The organism is Streptomyces sp. NPDC088197 (assembly GCF_044741185.1).
Lineage (GTDB): Bacteria > Actinomycetota > Actinomycetes > Streptomycetales > Streptomycetaceae > Actinacidiphila.
The window spans coordinates 112,163-127,211 of record NZ_JBIUSD010000005.1 but is presented as its reverse complement, the minus strand read 5'-3'; the positions used below and the strand labels follow the sequence as shown (position 1 = coordinate 127,211).

Annotated in this window: 14 protein-coding genes and 1 pseudogene; 5 read left to right on the top strand and 10 right to left on the bottom strand. The window is 72.6% G+C overall.

What is annotated here, in order from left to right:
* Positions 1-104 precede the first annotated feature (104 nt).
* Positions 105-965 (top strand): MaoC family dehydratase N-terminal domain-containing protein, encoded by an 861-nt coding sequence (locus tag ACIOC1_RS14920; RefSeq protein WP_401854448.1) that lies wholly within the window; start codon positions 105-107, stop codon positions 963-965.
* A gap of 50 nt (positions 966-1,015) precedes the next feature.
* A complete protein-coding gene (locus ACIOC1_RS14915; RefSeq protein ID WP_401854446.1) occupies positions 1,016-1,891 on the top strand; it encodes an HpcH/HpaI aldolase/citrate lyase family protein in 876 nt (291 codons plus the stop codon).
* A 102-nt stretch (positions 1,892-1,993) separates the two neighbouring features.
* Here the strand turns inward: ACIOC1_RS14915 and ACIOC1_RS14910 are convergent, their stop codons facing one another.
* Entirely contained in the window at positions 1,994-2,761 is a 768-nt protein-coding gene (locus tag ACIOC1_RS14910; RefSeq protein ID WP_401854444.1) for an enoyl-CoA hydratase family protein, read from the bottom strand.
* A 72-nt stretch (positions 2,762-2,833) separates the two neighbouring features.
* On the bottom strand, positions 2,834-3,799 hold the full coding sequence (locus ACIOC1_RS14905) for a LysR substrate-binding domain-containing protein (protein WP_401854890.1): 966 nt from the start codon (positions 3,797-3,799) through the stop codon (positions 2,834-2,836).
* 90 nt (positions 3,800-3,889) lie between these two features.
* Here ACIOC1_RS14905 and ACIOC1_RS14900 point away from each other — a divergent pair, with 90 nt between their 5' ends.
* Positions 3,890-5,332: an aspartate aminotransferase family protein gene (locus ACIOC1_RS14900; RefSeq protein WP_401854442.1), complete on the top strand. Its 1,443-nt coding sequence runs from the start codon at positions 3,890-3,892 to the stop codon at positions 5,330-5,332.
* 138 nt (positions 5,333-5,470) lie between these two features.
* On the opposite strand, the pseudogene rpsR reads toward ACIOC1_RS14900, so the two are convergent.
* The 8 genes and pseudogenes from rpsR to ACIOC1_RS14860 form a co-directional block, all read right to left on the bottom strand.
* Positions 5,471-5,587: pseudogene (gene rpsR, locus ACIOC1_RS14895) on the bottom strand (30S ribosomal protein S18); the annotation flags it as partial.
* A 37-nt stretch (positions 5,588-5,624) separates the two neighbouring features.
* Positions 5,625-6,785, bottom strand: a complete 1,161-nt coding sequence (locus tag ACIOC1_RS14890; protein ID WP_401854439.1) for a CobW family GTP-binding protein — start codon at positions 6,783-6,785, stop codon at positions 5,625-5,627.
* Complete coding sequence (locus ACIOC1_RS14885; protein WP_355335009.1) at positions 6,782-7,036, bottom strand: type B 50S ribosomal protein L31; 255 nt, start codon at positions 7,034-7,036, stop codon at positions 6,782-6,784. Before ACIOC1_RS14885 ends, ACIOC1_RS14890 begins: the two co-directional genes overlap by 4 nt.
* Positions 7,037-7,098: 62 nt before the next feature.
* Positions 7,099-7,269 carry a 50S ribosomal protein L32 gene (rpmF, locus tag ACIOC1_RS14880; protein WP_401854437.1) on the bottom strand — a complete coding sequence of 57 codons (171 nt, stop codon included), beginning with the start codon at positions 7,267-7,269 and terminating at the stop codon, positions 7,099-7,101.
* Between the two features lie 173 nt (positions 7,270-7,442).
* On the bottom strand, positions 7,443-8,123 hold the full coding sequence (locus ACIOC1_RS14875) for a hypothetical protein (RefSeq protein WP_401854435.1): 681 nt from the start codon (positions 8,121-8,123) through the stop codon (positions 7,443-7,445).
* A gap of 451 nt (positions 8,124-8,574) precedes the next feature.
* Positions 8,575-9,183 (bottom strand): superoxide dismutase, encoded by a 609-nt coding sequence (locus ACIOC1_RS14870; RefSeq protein WP_401854433.1) that lies wholly within the window; start codon positions 9,181-9,183, stop codon positions 8,575-8,577.
* A gap of 340 nt (positions 9,184-9,523) precedes the next feature.
* Positions 9,524-10,240 (bottom strand): FadR/GntR family transcriptional regulator, encoded by a 717-nt coding sequence (locus tag ACIOC1_RS14865; protein WP_401854431.1) that lies wholly within the window; start codon positions 10,238-10,240, stop codon positions 9,524-9,526.
* A 378-nt stretch (positions 10,241-10,618) separates the two neighbouring features.
* Positions 10,619-12,181, bottom strand: coding sequence for a phospholipase C (locus tag ACIOC1_RS14860; protein ID WP_401854429.1), 1,563 nt, complete (start codon positions 12,179-12,181; stop codon positions 10,619-10,621).
* A 505-nt stretch (positions 12,182-12,686) separates the two neighbouring features.
* Between ACIOC1_RS14860 and ACIOC1_RS14855 the strand changes: the two genes are divergently transcribed.
* The gene (locus ACIOC1_RS14855; protein WP_401854428.1) at positions 12,687-13,625 is read left to right on the top strand and encodes an ABC transporter ATP-binding protein; all 939 of its coding nucleotides are present in this window, start codon (positions 12,687-12,689) and stop codon (positions 13,623-13,625) included.
* The gene (locus ACIOC1_RS14850) at positions 13,622-15,046 is read left to right on the top strand and encodes an ABC transporter permease (protein WP_401854425.1); all 1,425 of its coding nucleotides are present in this window, start codon (positions 13,622-13,624) and stop codon (positions 15,044-15,046) included. Before ACIOC1_RS14855 ends, ACIOC1_RS14850 begins: the two co-directional genes overlap by 4 nt.
* The last annotated feature ends 3 nt before the right edge of the window (positions 15,047-15,049 follow it).

The window sequence follows — 15,049 nt, the reverse complement described above, 5'->3', positions numbered from 1 at the left end:
TTTACCCTACATCATGTACGATTTGGAGAAATCGTATATGAAAGGCCGGTGGCCATGGCGTCGAGCGTGCGGGTGCGCGGCCCGGTCGTGGGCAGGAGAGGCCGTTGACCGCCCCCGAATTCGAGAAGATCGCCGCCACCTGGCGACCGGAGCCCGCGCAGGCCAGCGGCGCGGTGGAGCGGGGGACCACCGACAAGCTCGCCGCGCTGTTGGACGTACCCGCCCCCGAGGACGGCGCCGAACTGCCGCCGCTCTGGCACGAGGTGCTGCTGCGCGACGCCGTCGGGATCGAGCGGATCGGCGCCGACGGACACCCCAAGGGCGGGGCGCTGCTGCCCCCGCTGGCCGACCGGCGGCGGATGTTCGGCGGCGGCACGGTGGAGGTCGTCGCGCCGCTGCGGGTCGGCGACCGCGTCGACCGCATGAGCCGCGTCGCCGACGTCCGGGTGCGCGAGGGCCGCTCCGGCGTGCTGCTGCTGGTCACCGAGGACCACGTGTGGTCGGTCGCGGGCGAGGACCGGATCAGGGAGCGGCGCGACATCGTCTACCGCCGCGCGGCCGACATCGGACCGCCCACCGCCACCACCGGAGGCGCGGTGTCCCCGGTCACCCCGTCGGCCACCCATGTCCCCGACGAGCGCTACCTGTTCGCGTACAGCGCGCTCACCTACAACCTGCACCGCATCCACTACGACGCCCCGTACGTCCGCGAGGTCGAGCACCACCCCGGCCTCGTCGTCCACGGCCCGCTGCTCGCCCTCTGGTGCGCCGAACACGCCCGGTACCGCCTCGGCGCCGCGCCGACGCACCTCACCTACCGGCTGACCTCGACCGCCTACGTCGGCCAGGAGGTCACCGTCGGCTCGGCCGGGCGGGAGGACGGCGCCCTGTCCATCGAAGCATGGTCACAAGGGCGTTGCTGCGTACGGATGACCGCGCGGGACGCCGCACCCGCCGCCGACTGAACCAGCCGAGCCGTCGCCGCCGGGCACCATCGAAGGAGAGCGGATCAGCCATGGCACCTTCCGAGGACAACGACAGCGCGGGCCCGTACGGAGGAGGCGACCGTACGGGTGTCGCGGACGCGCTGGGCCGCGCCCGGTCCTTCCTGTTCGTGCCGGGCGACCGGCCCGAACGGTTCGACCGGGCGCTCGCCGGCGGTGCGGACGCGGTCGTGGTCGATCTGGAGGACGCGGTGCCGCCCGACGCGAAGGAGGCCGCGCTGGCCAACGCGACGGCGCTGCTGGGCCGGGCGACCGGCGTGGTGATCCGCGTCAACGACCCCCGCACGCACCGTGGTTCGGCGGATCTGGCGGCGCTCGGCGCGGCGGGCGCGCCCGTCGCGGTCGTCGTCCCCAAAGCCGAGGACGCGGCCACGGTCGCGGCGGTCCTGGCCGCCCTGCCGCCCGGCTCAGCCGTGCTCCCGCTGATCGAGACGGCGGTCGGCGTCCTCGACGCCCGGCTGATCGCGGCGGCGCCCGGCGTCGTCCGGCTGGTCTTCGGACACCTGGACCTCTGTGCCCAGTTGGGGCTGCGGCCCGACGACACCGCGCGGCTCGTCCCCGCCAGATTCGCCCTGGTCGCCGCCTCGGCCGCCGCGGGACTGCCCGCTCCCGTGGACGGCGTCTGCACCGAAGTCCGCGACCGGGAAACGGTGTTGGCGCAAGCCCGTGCGTCCCTCGACAGCGGCTTCACCGGCAAGTTGTGCATTCACCCCGCCCAAGTGCCCGCCGTCCACGAGGCCCTCGCCCCCGACCCGGACGAACTCGCCTGGGCCCTGCGGGTCCTCGAACTCACCACGGAGGACGAAGTGAAGCTCGTGGACGGCCACATGGTCGACCGCCCCGTCCACCTGCGCGCCCGCTCGATCGCCGCCCGCGCCGATCGGTGACCCGTCGGCGTAGCGGCGGTCCACGGTGGTCGGCGGCGGAAGCGGAGGTCGGCACCGGGCCACCGGCCACGCCCAGGCGGTCCGTGGCCGTACCGCGTGGAGTCACCCGGCGGCGCGCCACCGGGGCGGACGGCGCTCCATGAACGCGCGGATGCCCTCCTGCGCCTCCTCGCTGGCGAACAGCCGCGCCGACAGGGCGGTGAGGCCGCTCGCGTCCGCGGCGATCCGCCGCCGCCGGTCCGCCGTCAGCAGCTTCTTCGTCTCGGCGGAACCCTGCGGTGAGGTCTCGCGGACGGCGGCGGTGAAGCGGGCGACGACGGCGTCGATCCCGTCGGCCGGGGCCGCCGACGTGATCAGGCCGATCTGCGCGGCGCGCGCCGCGTCGAAGGTCTCGCCGGTCAGGTAGTAGTGCGCGCCCGCGCGCGGTTCCATGACGTCCAGCGTGCACAGCGAGATGATCGCGGGCGTGACGCCGATCCGCGCCTCGGTGAAGGCGAAGGACGCGCCCTCGTCGGCCACCGCGATGTCGCACGCGCCGACGATGCCCATCCCACCGGCCCGTACATGCCCGGTGACCCGCGCGATCACCGGCTTGGGCAGCTCCACGATCAGGCCGAGCAGCGAGACGATCGCCTGCGTCGCCGCCGTCATCGAGCCGCCGCCCGCCTCCGACAGGTCGGCGCCCGCGCAGAACGTACGCCCGGTGTGGGTCAGGACGACCGCGCGCACATCGGCGTCGGCGCCCGAGGACTCCAGGGCCTCGGTCAGCTCCGCGACCAGTCGGGAGGAGAGCGCGTTGCGGTTGTGCGGCGAGTCGAGAGTGATCGTCGCGACCTGGTCGCGTACGACGTGACGGACGAGCTGCGTCATGGAGGACACCTCGGGTTGGCGGCGGTCGACGGTCCCTGCGGTCGGGACGATGCTAGGGCGTGTCCGGTGGAACTACCGGTCGCGGTGCCGGGGAGGCTCGGGGCGGGCCCCGCCCGGCGGCCCGGCCACGGAGCCGGGGAGGGGCAGGGGGAGGTCCGTGATCTGGCGCAGGGCGTCGAGGACGACGTGGACGGCCGCGCGGGGCGGGGAGCCGCGGCGGATCGCGGCGGTGATGGTACGGGATACGGGGGTCGCGAGCTCGCGGGTGGCGACGCGGTAGCGGCTGTGGGCCACGGTCAGGCCGGGGAGGAGGGTGATGGAGAGCCCGGCCTCGACGTGCTGGAGGGTCATCATGTAGTTGCTGAAGCGGCAGACCACGCGCGGTTCGAACTGGGCCTGGCGGCACAGCCGCAGGGCCAGCCCGGCCATGTACGACTGCGGCATGTCCAAGGACCACGGCTCGTCCGCGTACGCCGCGAGGTCCGCGGCGCCGCGTCCCGCCGCGGGGTGCTCCGGCGGTACGACCAGCAGGATCGGGTCCCTGGCCAGCGGGACGAGGTCGAGGTCGGGGCCCAGGGGCAGCTCGTCGAAGTCGGTGGTCGTGATGATGACGTCCGCGTCGCCGCTGCGCAGCGCCGGCATGCTCTCGTGCGGCTCCAGTTGCAGCAACTCGATGTCGAGGCGCGGGTGTTCACGGGCCAGTCGGGTCACGACCGGCACGGCCATGGTGTGGATCGCGCTCTGGAACGCGCCCAGGCGTACGAGTCCGGCCGGCTCCTCGCCGAAGCCGTGCAGCTCCGCCTCGACGCTGTCCATGTGGTCGAGGACGGCGCGCGCCCGCCGGGCGAGGATCAGCCCGGCCGAGGTCAGCCGCACCCGGCGCCCGGTGCGTTCCAGAAGCTGCGTACGGGTCTCGGTCTCCAGCACGGCGAGCTGTTGCGACACGCTCGACGGGCTCAGGCTGGCGGCCTGGGCCACGGCCCGGATGGTGCCGAGCGTATCGAGCTGGGTGAGCAGCCGCAGCCGCCAGGGATTCATCACGGGTCCATTCTTGTGCGGATCTACCGAACAGGACAGCCGGAAATGTGCGATGGACGTGTCGCTCGCGGGCCGCCTACCGTCGAGGACATGGCTGCTTCCCGCACTGGCACCCCCACGTCCACTACCGGCACCTCAACCGGCACCTCCACGGGCGCTTCCACCGGTACGACCGCGGGCACGACCCCCGGCGTGATCACCGGCCCCGCGACCGTCCCGTCCGCCCCGCCGTCCGCCGAGAGCTTCTGGGCCGACGCCGAACGGCATCTCGTGCGCTACGGACCCGAGTTCACCCCCGAGATCATCGAACGCGCCGCCGGAAGCTTCGTGTACACCGCCGACGGCCGGAAGATCCTGGACTTCACCTCCGGCCAGATGAGCGCGATCCTCGGGCACTCGCACCCGGCGATCGTCGCCACCGTCCGGCGGCAGATCGCGGACCTCGACCACCTCTACAGCGGCATGCTCAGCCGACCGGTCGTCGACCTCGCCCGGCGGCTGTCCGACACCCTGCCCGCGCCCCTGGACAAGGTGCTGCTGCTGACGACCGGCGCCGAGTCCAACGAGGCCGCGATCCGGATGGCGAAACTCGTCACCGGCAAGCACGAGATCGTCTCCTTCGCCCGCTCCTGGCACGGCATGACGCAGGCGGCGGCGTCCGCCACGTACAGCGCGGGCCGCAAGGGGTACGGGCCGGCCGCGCCCGGCAACTTCGCCATCCCCGTACCGAACGCGTACCGGCCCGACTTCACCACGCCCGACGGCGCGCTCGACTGGCGCCGCCAACTCGACTTCGCCTTCGACCTGATCGACGCGCAGTCCACCGGCAGCCTGGCCGCGTGCCTGGTCGAGCCGATCCTCAGCTCGGGCGGTGTCATCGAGCCGCCGCCCGGCTACTTCGCGGCCCTGCGCGACAAGTGCCGTGAGCGCGGGATGCTGTTGATCCTGGACGAGGCCCAGACCGGTCTGTGCCGCACCGGGACCTGGTACGCGTTCGAGCGCGACGGCATCGTCCCCGACATCCTCACCCTGTCCAAGACGCTCGGCGCGGGACTGCCGTTGGCGGCCGTCGTGACCAGCGCCGCGATCGAACAGGAGGCGTACGACCGCGGGTTCCTGTTCTTCACCACGCACGCCGCCGACCCGCTCGTGGCGGCCGTCGGCAACACCGTCCTCGACGTCCTGATCGCCGACAGGCTCGACGAACGCGCCCGCGCGCTCGGCGCGTTCCTCCGCGAGGGCCTGGCGGAGATCGCCGAACACCACGCTGTGGTCGGCGACATCAGGGGCCGCGGCCTGCTGACCGGACTCGAACTCGTCGTCGACCGCGACACGAAGCAGAGCTCCGACGAGCTGGGCGCACGCGTCACCCGCCGCTGCCTCGAACTCGGCCTGCACATGAACATCGTCCAACTCCCCGGCATGGGCGGGGTCTTCCGCATCGCCCCGCCCCTGACCGCCACCGAGGACGAACTCTCCCTGGGCCTGGCCGTCCTCGACCAGGCGATCGGCGACGCGTCCGCCACGCTCTGAGCCGCCCTCACGCTCTGAGCCGCCGTCACGCTCTGGACCAGCGCCATGCTCTGGAACCACGCCCACGCTCCGAACGACCGTCGCGCGAGCGGCTCGTGTGGCGGTCTGGCGCGGGGAAGCGCTCCCCTTCGGCGGAGTCGAGGCGTAGGGGAGCAGCGCCATCTCACGGGCGTTCTTGACGGCCTTGGTGATCTGGCGCTGCTGCCGCGCGCTGATCCGGGTGACGCGGCGGCTGCGGATCTTGCCCCGGTCGGTTCGGGTCCCGGCCGCTCCGGCCGGGGGAAAGGGCGGATCAGGACAGCGGGGAGAGCAGTTCGTCGAAGGCGGCCGGGAGGGTCCGCCATCCGGCGCGGCCCGCCGCGTACTCGGCGTCCGTCAACAGGCAGGAGTCCAGAAGGTCTTCGAGTCCCGACCGGTCGAGGCCGGGGGAGGTGAAGACCAGATGCTGGCAGCGGTCGCCGTGCTCCGGGTCCCAGTCGAGGGACGCGGCGGCCGTACGGACCGGGGACTCCAGCTCCCAGGCCGCGTCCGGCAGCGACGCCAGCCACGGGCCGACGCTCTCCACGCACAGGGCGCCACCGGCCGCGTCCCACGCCAGGAGCGTGTCGGGCCGGTCCGCGAGCCAGAAGCGGCCACGGCTGCGGGCGGCGGCGCAGGCCAGATCCTCCAGTGCCGCGTACAACCGGCCGGGGTGGAAAGGGCGGCGCCTGCGCCAGACCAGGGTGCCTACCCCGGCCTCCTCCGCTTCCTGCGGCAGCCGTGAGCAGGCGGGGTGCTGCGCGGCGGCGGCGCCTGCGACATCGAAACCGGCGAAGGCCATCCTGGCCAGCTCGGTGGTGCCCGCCGCCACCTGCCGCGCTGTCGGGTGGAGTTGACGCAGCAGGGCGCGCTCCTCGTCGGTCGGCTCCTCGTCCTGGACGACCACCAGCACCGGCGGGTACTCCAACTGGCGGGCCCAGGTGTCGCCGACGGTGCGCCGGTCCTGCTGCGCCACCGCGAGGCCCGCGTCGCCGAGGTCGTCGCCGTTGGCCAGGCAGGGCAGGACGAGAGCGGGGTCGACCGCCGTCATGACACCGGCCAACTCCAGGAAGCCGGAGCCAAGTTCGGCGATGATTTCGGCCATCCCCTGCGGCTCGACGGAGTCCCACAGCTCCACCACCGCGAGCCGGGTCAGACCGCTCGCGGCCAGCCGCTCCAGCTCCGGCACCAGGTCCTCGCGCAGAGCGCAGCACGCGCAGTCGTTGACCAGCGGCGTCTCGCCCTCGGACACGAGGCCGTCCGCGTCGCGCACCGTACGGCGCACGACACCGCGCTCCGCGGCCCGCGACAGGTCGTGGTGCAGGGCGACGCTGTCGGGGACCATCGACAGCAACTGCCCGACGACCGTGCGGCGCGCGTCGCCGTGCATACCGGCCACCACGACGACCGGCAGCCGGTCGTACCCCCGCGTCATCGCGGACCCCGCCGCGCGTACCGGCGCTCGAAGCGCTCGACGCGGCCCGCGGTGTCCAGGACGCGGGCGGTGCCGGTGTAGAAGGGGTGGCTCCGCGAGGAGATCTCCACGTCGATGACGGGGTAGGTCCTGCCGTCCTCCCACACCACCGTCGTGTCGCTGGTGGCGGTCGAGCGAGTGAGGAAGGCGAAGTCGGCGGCCTTGTCGCGGAAGACGACCGGGCCGTACGGGGGATGGATGTCGGGCTTCATGGAGGTGTCCTCGTCGTGAGTCGTCGGCTGCGGGGTCCGGTTTCTCCGGCCGCGGTGTCGGGTCAGCGCGCGGGGTCGAGCAGGCCGCGCTCGTAGGCCCTGACGAGCCGCCGGGGGACCGCGTACGCGACGCCGTCGATGGTGACGGCGACCAACCGCGGTGCGGCGGCCTTCCATTGGGCGCGGCGGTGCCGGGTGTTGCCGCGAGACATCTTGCGTTTGGGAACGGCCATGACGGTCCTTCGTGAGGTGGGCGGACGGGCGAGCCACCACACTATATGGAGATGGATATCGTTTTCAATTAGAGTTGCGTGGACGGGCGCGATCCCGGACACGCCGGTGCGCCGGGACCCTGTGAGCGGGTCCCGGCGCACCGGTCGAGCGGGTCGGACGTGGTCAGGCGCGGTCAGGCCGGTTCGGCGTAGCGGCGGCAGGCGAAGTGCCTGACGACCGGCTCGACCTCGCCGGGCTCGCGCAGGCGACGCACCGCCACCAGGGCGTACGTCTCATGGCCGTCGACCACGTGGGTGCGCGGCAGGGCGAACCTCTCCCCGGGAACCGGCCAGACCAGCAGCCACAGGTGCCTTTCCGAGGTGTACGGCCGCGGGTCGACGGTGACCGCGGCGATCTGGTCCCAGCGAAAGACGAGGTCGGTGGCGCCGAAGTCCCGCATCGCGATGCCCTCGGGGCCGATCCGCAGGCGCAACGGCCGCAGCCACCGCAAGAAGAGCCAACCGCTGCCGTACAGACCGCTGAGCCCGACCAACGGCCCGAGGGCGACGGCCTGTTGGGCGCCCCCGACGGGTCCGCCGGTGACCATGCGGAACGTGGCCAACGCGCCCACGACGGTGAGGACGAGCGCCAGCGCGAATGGACCGGCCGCCGTCCATCGGGGCGCGAACGTGCGCCCCTCCTTCTCCGGTCCCTCGTCTGCCGGACCGAAGGCGCCGATTCCCGGCGCGTCCGAGATCGGGCCGAAGCCGGGTACGAGCGGCGCCGCCGCACCCGGTGCCACGGTCGGGCGGTACTGATACGGCGCGCCTTCGAAGCGGGTCCCCGCGTACCGCTTCAGCGTGTCGATCAGCACGCTCAGCCCCTGGTCGACCTCGCCGCCGTCGATCAGCGGGTAGCCCCGGCGGCCCTCGGGGAAGGAGCGGATCCGCGCCCCGGGAAGGGTGACGCCGGCCGCCGGGTGGACGAAGAGCTCGGGCTACGCCGTCTGCCGGGAATCGCCGCGCGCGAGCGCCGCCCATGCGGCGGCGCCGACCGCCGCCAGCGCCCCCCACCCCACCCAGCGTCTGCCGCTCTGGCGAAGCCGCCCGCTCCTGGTGAACTCCACCGTGCCACCCCCCTGTTGCCGCCCCTCGGCCGCGTCCGTCGCCACGCGTCAGGGGAGACGACGGGACCGCGCGCGGCAGTTCCTGTCCGCGCGGGAACGGTGGGGGAGTGACAGGGAAGCGGCCGGGGGCACCGCCGTGGTCGGCGGTGCCCCTGCGGCGTACGGCGTCCGGTGTGCGGCGTGCGGCGTGCTACGAGGGTCAGGCGCCGGTGGCCTTGGCGTAACGGGCGCTGACGTCGGTCCAGTTGACGAGGTCCCAGAGCTTGGTGACGTAGTCGGGGCGGACGTTCTTGTACTGGAGGTAGTAGGCGTGCTCCCAGGCGTCGAAGACCAGCAGCGGGGTGGCGCCGTGGCCGACGTTGCCGTGGTGGTCGTAGACCTGTTCCACGATCAGCCGCTTGCCGAGCGGCTCCCAGGCCAGGACGCCCCAGCCGGAGCCCTGGACGGACGCGGTGGCGGCGGTGAGGTGCTTCTTGAACGCCTCGAATCCGCCGAGGTGCTCCTCGATGGCGGTGGCCAGCGCGCCGTCGGGGCGGTCGCCGCCGTCGGGGGACAGATTCTCCCAGAAGATCGAGTGCAGGACGTGGCCGGAGAGGTTGAAGGCGAAGGTCTTCTCCAGGCCCACGAGCCGGGCCGGGGCGAGCTGATCCTTCTCGCGGGCCTCGGCGATCTGCTCCAGCGTGTCGTTGGCGCCCTTGACGTAGGCGGCGTGGTGCTTGGCGTGGTGCAGCTCCAGGATTTCGCCGGTGATGGCCGGTTCCAGAGCGGAGTAGTCGTACGGCATGTCAGGAAGCGCGTAGGTGCCCATCAGGCACGGCCCCTTTCGACAGAGTGAGAATACGTGCCGCGACCCACCCTATGACCTTATTGCGACAGAGTTGCAATAGCGGCACAGGTGCAGCAGCATGGTGTCGGGCGGGGTCGGCCCGACAGCATCCCGGGAGAGTCGCTTCCTCGACGCTGATCGTCTTTCCAACCGGCAACCCGCCGGCCCGCCGGTCCCGCCCGCCGACGTACTGCTGTGCCCGCCGCCCGCGCTCCGATGCCGCCGACCTGGGCGGGCGGGGGGGCCGGGAACGCCGGAGCCCCCTTCGGCGCGGAGATCCGCGTCGAAGGGGGCTCGGCCACGCGTGCCGGAAGCCGGCCGCCTACTGCTTCTTGCGCCGCCTCGCCGCCTTGGGTTCGTCCAGACAGAGCCGCTCCGCGGTCCTGCTCAGGTGCTCGCGCATGATCCGCTGCCCGGTCTCCACGTCGTCCGCCCGGATGGCCGCGATGATCGCCCGGTGCTCCTCCATGCCGCGCTTGCCCCTCTCGGGCGCCGTCCGCTGCGCGGTCGCCGGCGATATCAACTGCGGCCCGTGGAAGGAGTGGATCAGCATCTCGAACGCGGTGTTGTGCGTGCTCGCCGCCAGCCGCGTATGGAATTCGGCGGACAGCGACACGTCGTAGTCGCCGCCCTCGACCGCCTCCTCCTGCCGGTCGCAGATCGCCTGGAGCGCGGCGATGTCCTCGTCGTCCGCGGTCGCGCACAGCAGCGGCATGATGCCGACCTCCAGGACCAGCCGGACCTGAGTCACATCGGCCGCCGACACCGAGGAGAGCGTGAGCAGATCGGTGATGCTCGCCCCGATCCGGTCGCTGGTCGGCGTGGTGACGAACGCCCCGCCGTGCGCGCCCACCCGGATCTCGACCAGTCCGCCCGCCTCGAGCACCCGCAGCGCCTCGCGCACCGTCACCCGGCTGACCCCGAACCGCTCGCACATCTCGCGTTCCGGAGGGAGCCGGTCGCCCGGCGTCAACTTGCCCTCATGGATGAGCGAGCGCACCTGGTCGACGATCAGCGCGGAGATCCGTCGGTCGTTCACGGGGCTGAGGAGCCGGCCGGACTGACCGTCCTCGGTCCTCGCTGTCGGACGGCGAGCGGCCATAAGGGTTCCTTCCCTAGACGCGGACGACCCCATAGTAGCTGATTAAGGTATGACCAATAGGCCCTGGTCGGGGCCCGGCTCGTGCTCCCCCGTGAGGTCGGCCTCCGGGCCCTATCGACTCCGTGTGCCCCGGTATTGAGCCTTTCCCGCCTCCCGGCGCGCGGATGTTCTCCCGGTGTGTTCGACCGCGCCGCCCGGCCCCCTCCCCGGCCTCCTGGCAATAGCGGGCGCCCTGCCGCCGGCCTGGGCGCTGACGGCCTGCGCGGGCGACGCGGCCCGTTCACAGCCCGAGATGGACCCGCCGCACCCGGCGGGTCAGCGCGGGGGAGGGAAGGACTGGGTGGCGCCCGGTCGCGCGGGCATGGGCTGGGTGGAGGCCGCGGTCTGGGCGGCGAGGTGGGCGGCCGTCGTGGCGGGGGCGAATTCCGGGCTGGTCGGAGCGGGTTTGCGGTCCTGGAGGCGGAGGGCGCCGGTGAGGTCGCCGAAGGTGCGGCGACGCCACTTGCTGATCGGGGTGAAGGTCACCGGACCGTGGCCGGACAGGCCGCCCGCCGCGGTGATGGTCTCGATGAACCGAAGCGCCGAGGTGTGGTCGGAGACCTCGGAGAAGATCCGGCCGCCCACGGTCCAGGGGGAGACGATGACGCACGGCACGCGGAAGCCCGCGCCGACCGGCAGCCCCCCGCCCGGAGTGCCCTTCGGCGACGTCAGGTGGACGAACTCCTCCGGGTACGTACGGGGATTGGGGACGGGCGGCGGGACGTGGTCGAAGAAGCCGTCGTTCTCGTCGTAGTTCAGGACGAAGACGGTCGAGTTCCACAGCTCCTCGTTGGAGGCCAGCGCCTCCAGCTTGGACGCCAGGTACTGCGCGCCGGCCGCCGGGAGATTCGGCGGGTGCTCGTCGGCCTCGCTCGGCATGTAGAGCCAGGACACGTCCGCGAGGACGCCGTTGGCGCAGTCCTCCTCGAAACCGAGCGCCGGGTCGGACGCCGGGGACGGGCGGGTGGGATCGCCGACCCGTCCCGGTGTGCCGTCGCCGTAGAGCGTGCCGCCGGTCATGACGGCGTTGTGGAGGGCGACGGGCAGGGTCGCCTTGTTCTTGAAGCTGGCGAACCAGGCGAAGACGTTGAACCCGCTGGTCGCGCCGGAGAAGTACGTCTTGACGCTGTACCCCGCGTCGTAGAGGATCTCCGCCGCCGACGGGTGGGTCATCGGGTTCGGCGTGACCGTCTCCAGCACGGGGCCGCCGAATTTGCCCTCCGGGTCGTTGGTGCCGGACATCCACACCAGCCGGTTCGGGTCGGTCGGGCCCAGGACGGAGCAGTGGTAGTTGTCCAGCAGCGTGAAGGACTCCGCGAGCGCCCAGTGGAACGGGATGTCCTCGCGGGTGAAGTAGCCCATCGTGTACGCGCCGTTGACCTCGCCGTCCGAGGCGATGTGCGCGGACAGCCAGCCGTCCATCGCGCCCTGGTTCCACGAGGCGTGCTGGTCGCGCCAGTCGTGGGAGAGCGACGGGATCGCGGCGGCGCCGGTGCTGAGCGTGGACATGTGGAACGGTTCGAGATACCCGTCGGGGTTGGCCGGATCGGGCTGCCGGAAGACCGAGTCGCCGTTGGGCAGCTTGATCGCCGTCTTGTCGTTGAAGCCGCGGGCACCGGGAAAGGTGCCGAAGTAATGGTCGAACGACCGGTTCTCCATCATCACGTACACGACGTGCTTGATCTGGGACAGGTCCCCCTTGGCCGGCCCCGCGGTCGCGGCCCGCGCGAGGTTCTCGGGCAGCACGCCCGCCACCCCGGCGGCACCCGCCAGCGCGGCGGCGCTGGCGACGAAGCGGCGCCGGGAGATCCCCGAGCGGCCTGAAGCGGTGTTGCTCATCGTCTGTCTTCTCTCCGTCTCGTGGGACCCGGTCAGGACTTCTGCGGGGCGGGACCGGGCGGGGCGGCGCCGCGACCGCGCGGAGCCGTCGGCCCCGCCGCGTCACCGGACCGGGCGACACCGAGCACCTGGGCGACCGCGCTGTTGCGTGTGTCGGCGAGGTACAGCAGGTCCGAGGACCGGTCGATCGGAGGTCGCCGCGCCGCCGTCGCCGGAGAACGCGCCGAGGCCGTCGTCCGCCTTGTCGGCAGTATGGTCGCCCGCCACGGTCGTGATGGTCCCGGTCCGCGCGTCGACCCGGCGGATCACGTTGTTGGCCGAGTCCGCGATGTAGTCGCGGAAGGCGCCGTCGCGGTCGTCGGCGCGGCGGCGTGCGGCGGCTCGGGGCGGGGCACGCGTGCACCGCGAGCGGGTCTCCTGTCGTTCTTCCAGCGTTCAACTCGTAGTCCATGACGGCGCATTGTGCTGTCCCTAGGGTCCCTGAGGGCTGTGAAAGAAGGGACTCATGGACACTCTCCTTGCTGTCCGGGCTCGTGGGATCACCAAGTGCTTCGGTGACGTCGTCGCCCTCGACGGCGTGGATCTGGACGTCGCGCAGGGGCGGATCCACGGGCTGGTCGGACCGAACGGCGCAGGCAAGACCACGTTGTTGGGCCTGCTCCTGGGCCTGGCCGTCGCCGACGCCGGGCACCTCGACATCCTGGGCACGCCGATCGGCCGGCTGCTCGCCGCTCCCGAGGGGGTGGCCGGATTCGTGGACGGGCCGGGGCTGTACCCCTCGCTCACCGCCCGGCAGAATCTGGCCGCGCTGGCCGCCCTGCGCGGACGCGACGCGCGGACGGCGGGGATCGACGACGTACTCGACCAGGTCGGCCTCACCGACGTCGCCGACGACAAGGCGCGCGGGTTCTCCCTCGGCATGCGGCAGCGCCTCGGACTCGCCGCGGCCCTGCTCACCAAACCCCGGCTGCTCGTCCTCGACGAACCGTCCAACGGCCTCGACCCGGCGGGGAAGAAGCACGTCCACGGTGTCCTCACCCGGCTCGCCGCCGAGGGCGCCGCGGTCGTGCTCTCCAGCCACCGCATGGACGACCTCGAAGCGCTGTGCTCCGACGTCACCATCCTCGCCACCGGAAGGACCGTCTTCTCCGGCCCGCTGGGCACGCTGGCCGCCGAGAGCCGCGAACTCGACTACCGGCTGCTGACCTCGGACCAGCGGGCCGCCCGCCGACTGGCCCATGACACGGCCGGTGTGCGTGTCGTGGACGAGGCCGCGACATGGCGCGGCGCCGACGTCCTCGTCGTCCGCGCGCCGACGCCGGCCCTGGACGACCTGGTGGCGCGGATCGTCCGCGACGGCGTCGCCGTACGAGAGGTGGGCCCGGTGCAATCGCCCCTCGAAGCCGCGTTCCTCGCCCTCACCGAGCAGGAGGCGGCCCGATGACCGCGACCGTGTCCGCGACCGACCGCCCGGCTGACGGCCATGACGGCCATGACGGCCATGACGGCCATGACGCCCATGACGGCCATGACGACGAGGCCGGAGTCCGCCGCGTCTCGGTGGCCCGCGCCTACCGCTTCGAACTGGTCAAGCTGGTGTCGCAGTGGCGCATCCGCCTGCTGGTGCTCGCCTGCTGGATCGCGCCCGCGCTCTTCGTCGCCGCGGTGAGCCAGCAGAGCACGCTCCCCTCCGACACCCTCTTCGGCCGCTGGATGCATGCCACGGGGTGGGCCGGATCGCTGGTGGTGCTCGGCTTCTCCGGCACCTGGGCGCTCCCGCTGCTCACCTCGCTGGTCGCCGGGGACGTCTTCGCCTCCGAGGACCGGCTCGGCACCTGGCGGCACCTGCTGGTGGCGGTCAGGTCGCCCGGGCGGATCTTCGCCGCGAAGGCACTGGCCAGCCTCACCGTCATCCTGCTGCTCGTGGCCGGGCTGGCCGCCTCCGGCGTGGTCGGCGGGCTGCTGTCGGTCGGCAACCATCCGCTGGTCGGCCTCGACGGGCACCTGCTGGCGCCTTCCGACGCCGCGCGGGACGTCCTCCTCGCCTGGGCCTGTGTCGTCGCGCCGACCCTCGCCCTGGCCGCGATCGGACTCCTCGGGTCGATCGCGCTGGGACGGTCCCCGATGGGTCTGCTCCTGCCCGCGCTCGTCGCGCTCGCGATGCAGCTCGCCCAGATGCTGCCGCTGCCCGTCGCCCTGCGCCTGGCCCTGCCCGGCTACGCCTTCCTCTCGTGGAACGGTCTGTTCACCAGTCCGGGACAGCTCGAACCGCTGCTGATCGGCATCGCGGTGAGCGTGGTGTGGGCCGTGGTCGCGACGGGGCTCGCGTGTCTGCTCTTCCTGCGCCGCGATTTCACCGACCTCACCTCCGACGGCTCGGGGCGCCGTGCCGTCACCGCCGGACTCCTGCCGCTGACCGGCCTGTTGGCCGCGACCTTCGCGGTCATCGCCGTGGCGACCCCGTCGACGGGCTCCGGAATCGACCAGGACAAGATCCAGCGGTCGGTGGCCACCGCGTTCGCCCACCTCTACCGCGTCCAGGCCGGCGACCTGAACCGCCCCGACGTGACGGAGGAGCACCTGCGCGTCACCGCGGCGTGCAACAGGGGCGGGGGCCAGGTCGCCGCCGGGGGTCCGGGCAACGACTGGCGCTGCGTCGTCACCTGGCATCTCCCCAACGTCACGGCCGCGGGGACGGCCGTCTACCAACTCGACGTCACCGCGGACGGGCGGTTCGTGGCCGACGGCGACGGGCCGAAGGAAGTCAACGGCTACTTCCTCGTGCGCACCCCCGTCGGGGACGCGCCGAACCCGCTCTGGCAGTTCGACGGCAACGTCGAACTGCTCCACTCCTCGAAGGGATGACTC

What these genes read in the sequence shown, in the direction of transcription:
- ACIOC1_RS14910 (WP_401854444.1), bottom strand. Translation starts at nt 2,761, where the DNA reads ATGACGCAGCTCGTCCGTCACGTCGTACGCGACCAGGTCGCGACGATC.
- ACIOC1_RS14870 (WP_401854433.1), bottom strand. Translation starts at nt 9,183, where the DNA reads ATGGGCACCTACGCGCTTCCTGACATGCCGTACGACTACTCCGCTCTG.
- ACIOC1_RS14900 (WP_401854442.1), top strand. Translation starts at nt 3,890, where the DNA reads ATGGCTGCTTCCCGCACTGGCACCCCCACGTCCACTACCGGCACCTCA.
- ACIOC1_RS14905 (WP_401854890.1), bottom strand. Translation starts at nt 3,799, where the DNA reads ATGAATCCCTGGCGGCTGCGGCTGCTCACCCAGCTCGATACGCTCGGC.
- ACIOC1_RS14850 (WP_401854425.1), top strand. Translation starts at nt 13,622, where the DNA reads ATGACCGCGACCGTGTCCGCGACCGACCGCCCGGCTGACGGCCATGAC.
- ACIOC1_RS14915 (WP_401854446.1), top strand. Translation starts at nt 1,016, where the DNA reads ATGGCACCTTCCGAGGACAACGACAGCGCGGGCCCGTACGGAGGAGGC.
- rpmF (WP_401854437.1), bottom strand. Translation starts at nt 7,269, where the DNA reads ATGGCCGTTCCCAAACGCAAGATGTCTCGCGGCAACACCCGGCACCGC.
- ACIOC1_RS14855 (WP_401854428.1), top strand. Translation starts at nt 12,687, where the DNA reads ATGGACACTCTCCTTGCTGTCCGGGCTCGTGGGATCACCAAGTGCTTC.
- ACIOC1_RS14860 (WP_401854429.1), bottom strand. Translation starts at nt 12,181, where the DNA reads ATGAGCAACACCGCTTCAGGCCGCTCGGGGATCTCCCGGCGCCGCTTC.
- ACIOC1_RS14890 (WP_401854439.1), bottom strand. Translation starts at nt 6,785, where the DNA reads ATGACGCGGGGGTACGACCGGCTGCCGGTCGTCGTGGTGGCCGGTATG.
- ACIOC1_RS14885 (WP_355335009.1), bottom strand. Translation starts at nt 7,036, where the DNA reads ATGAAGCCCGACATCCATCCCCCGTACGGCCCGGTCGTCTTCCGCGAC.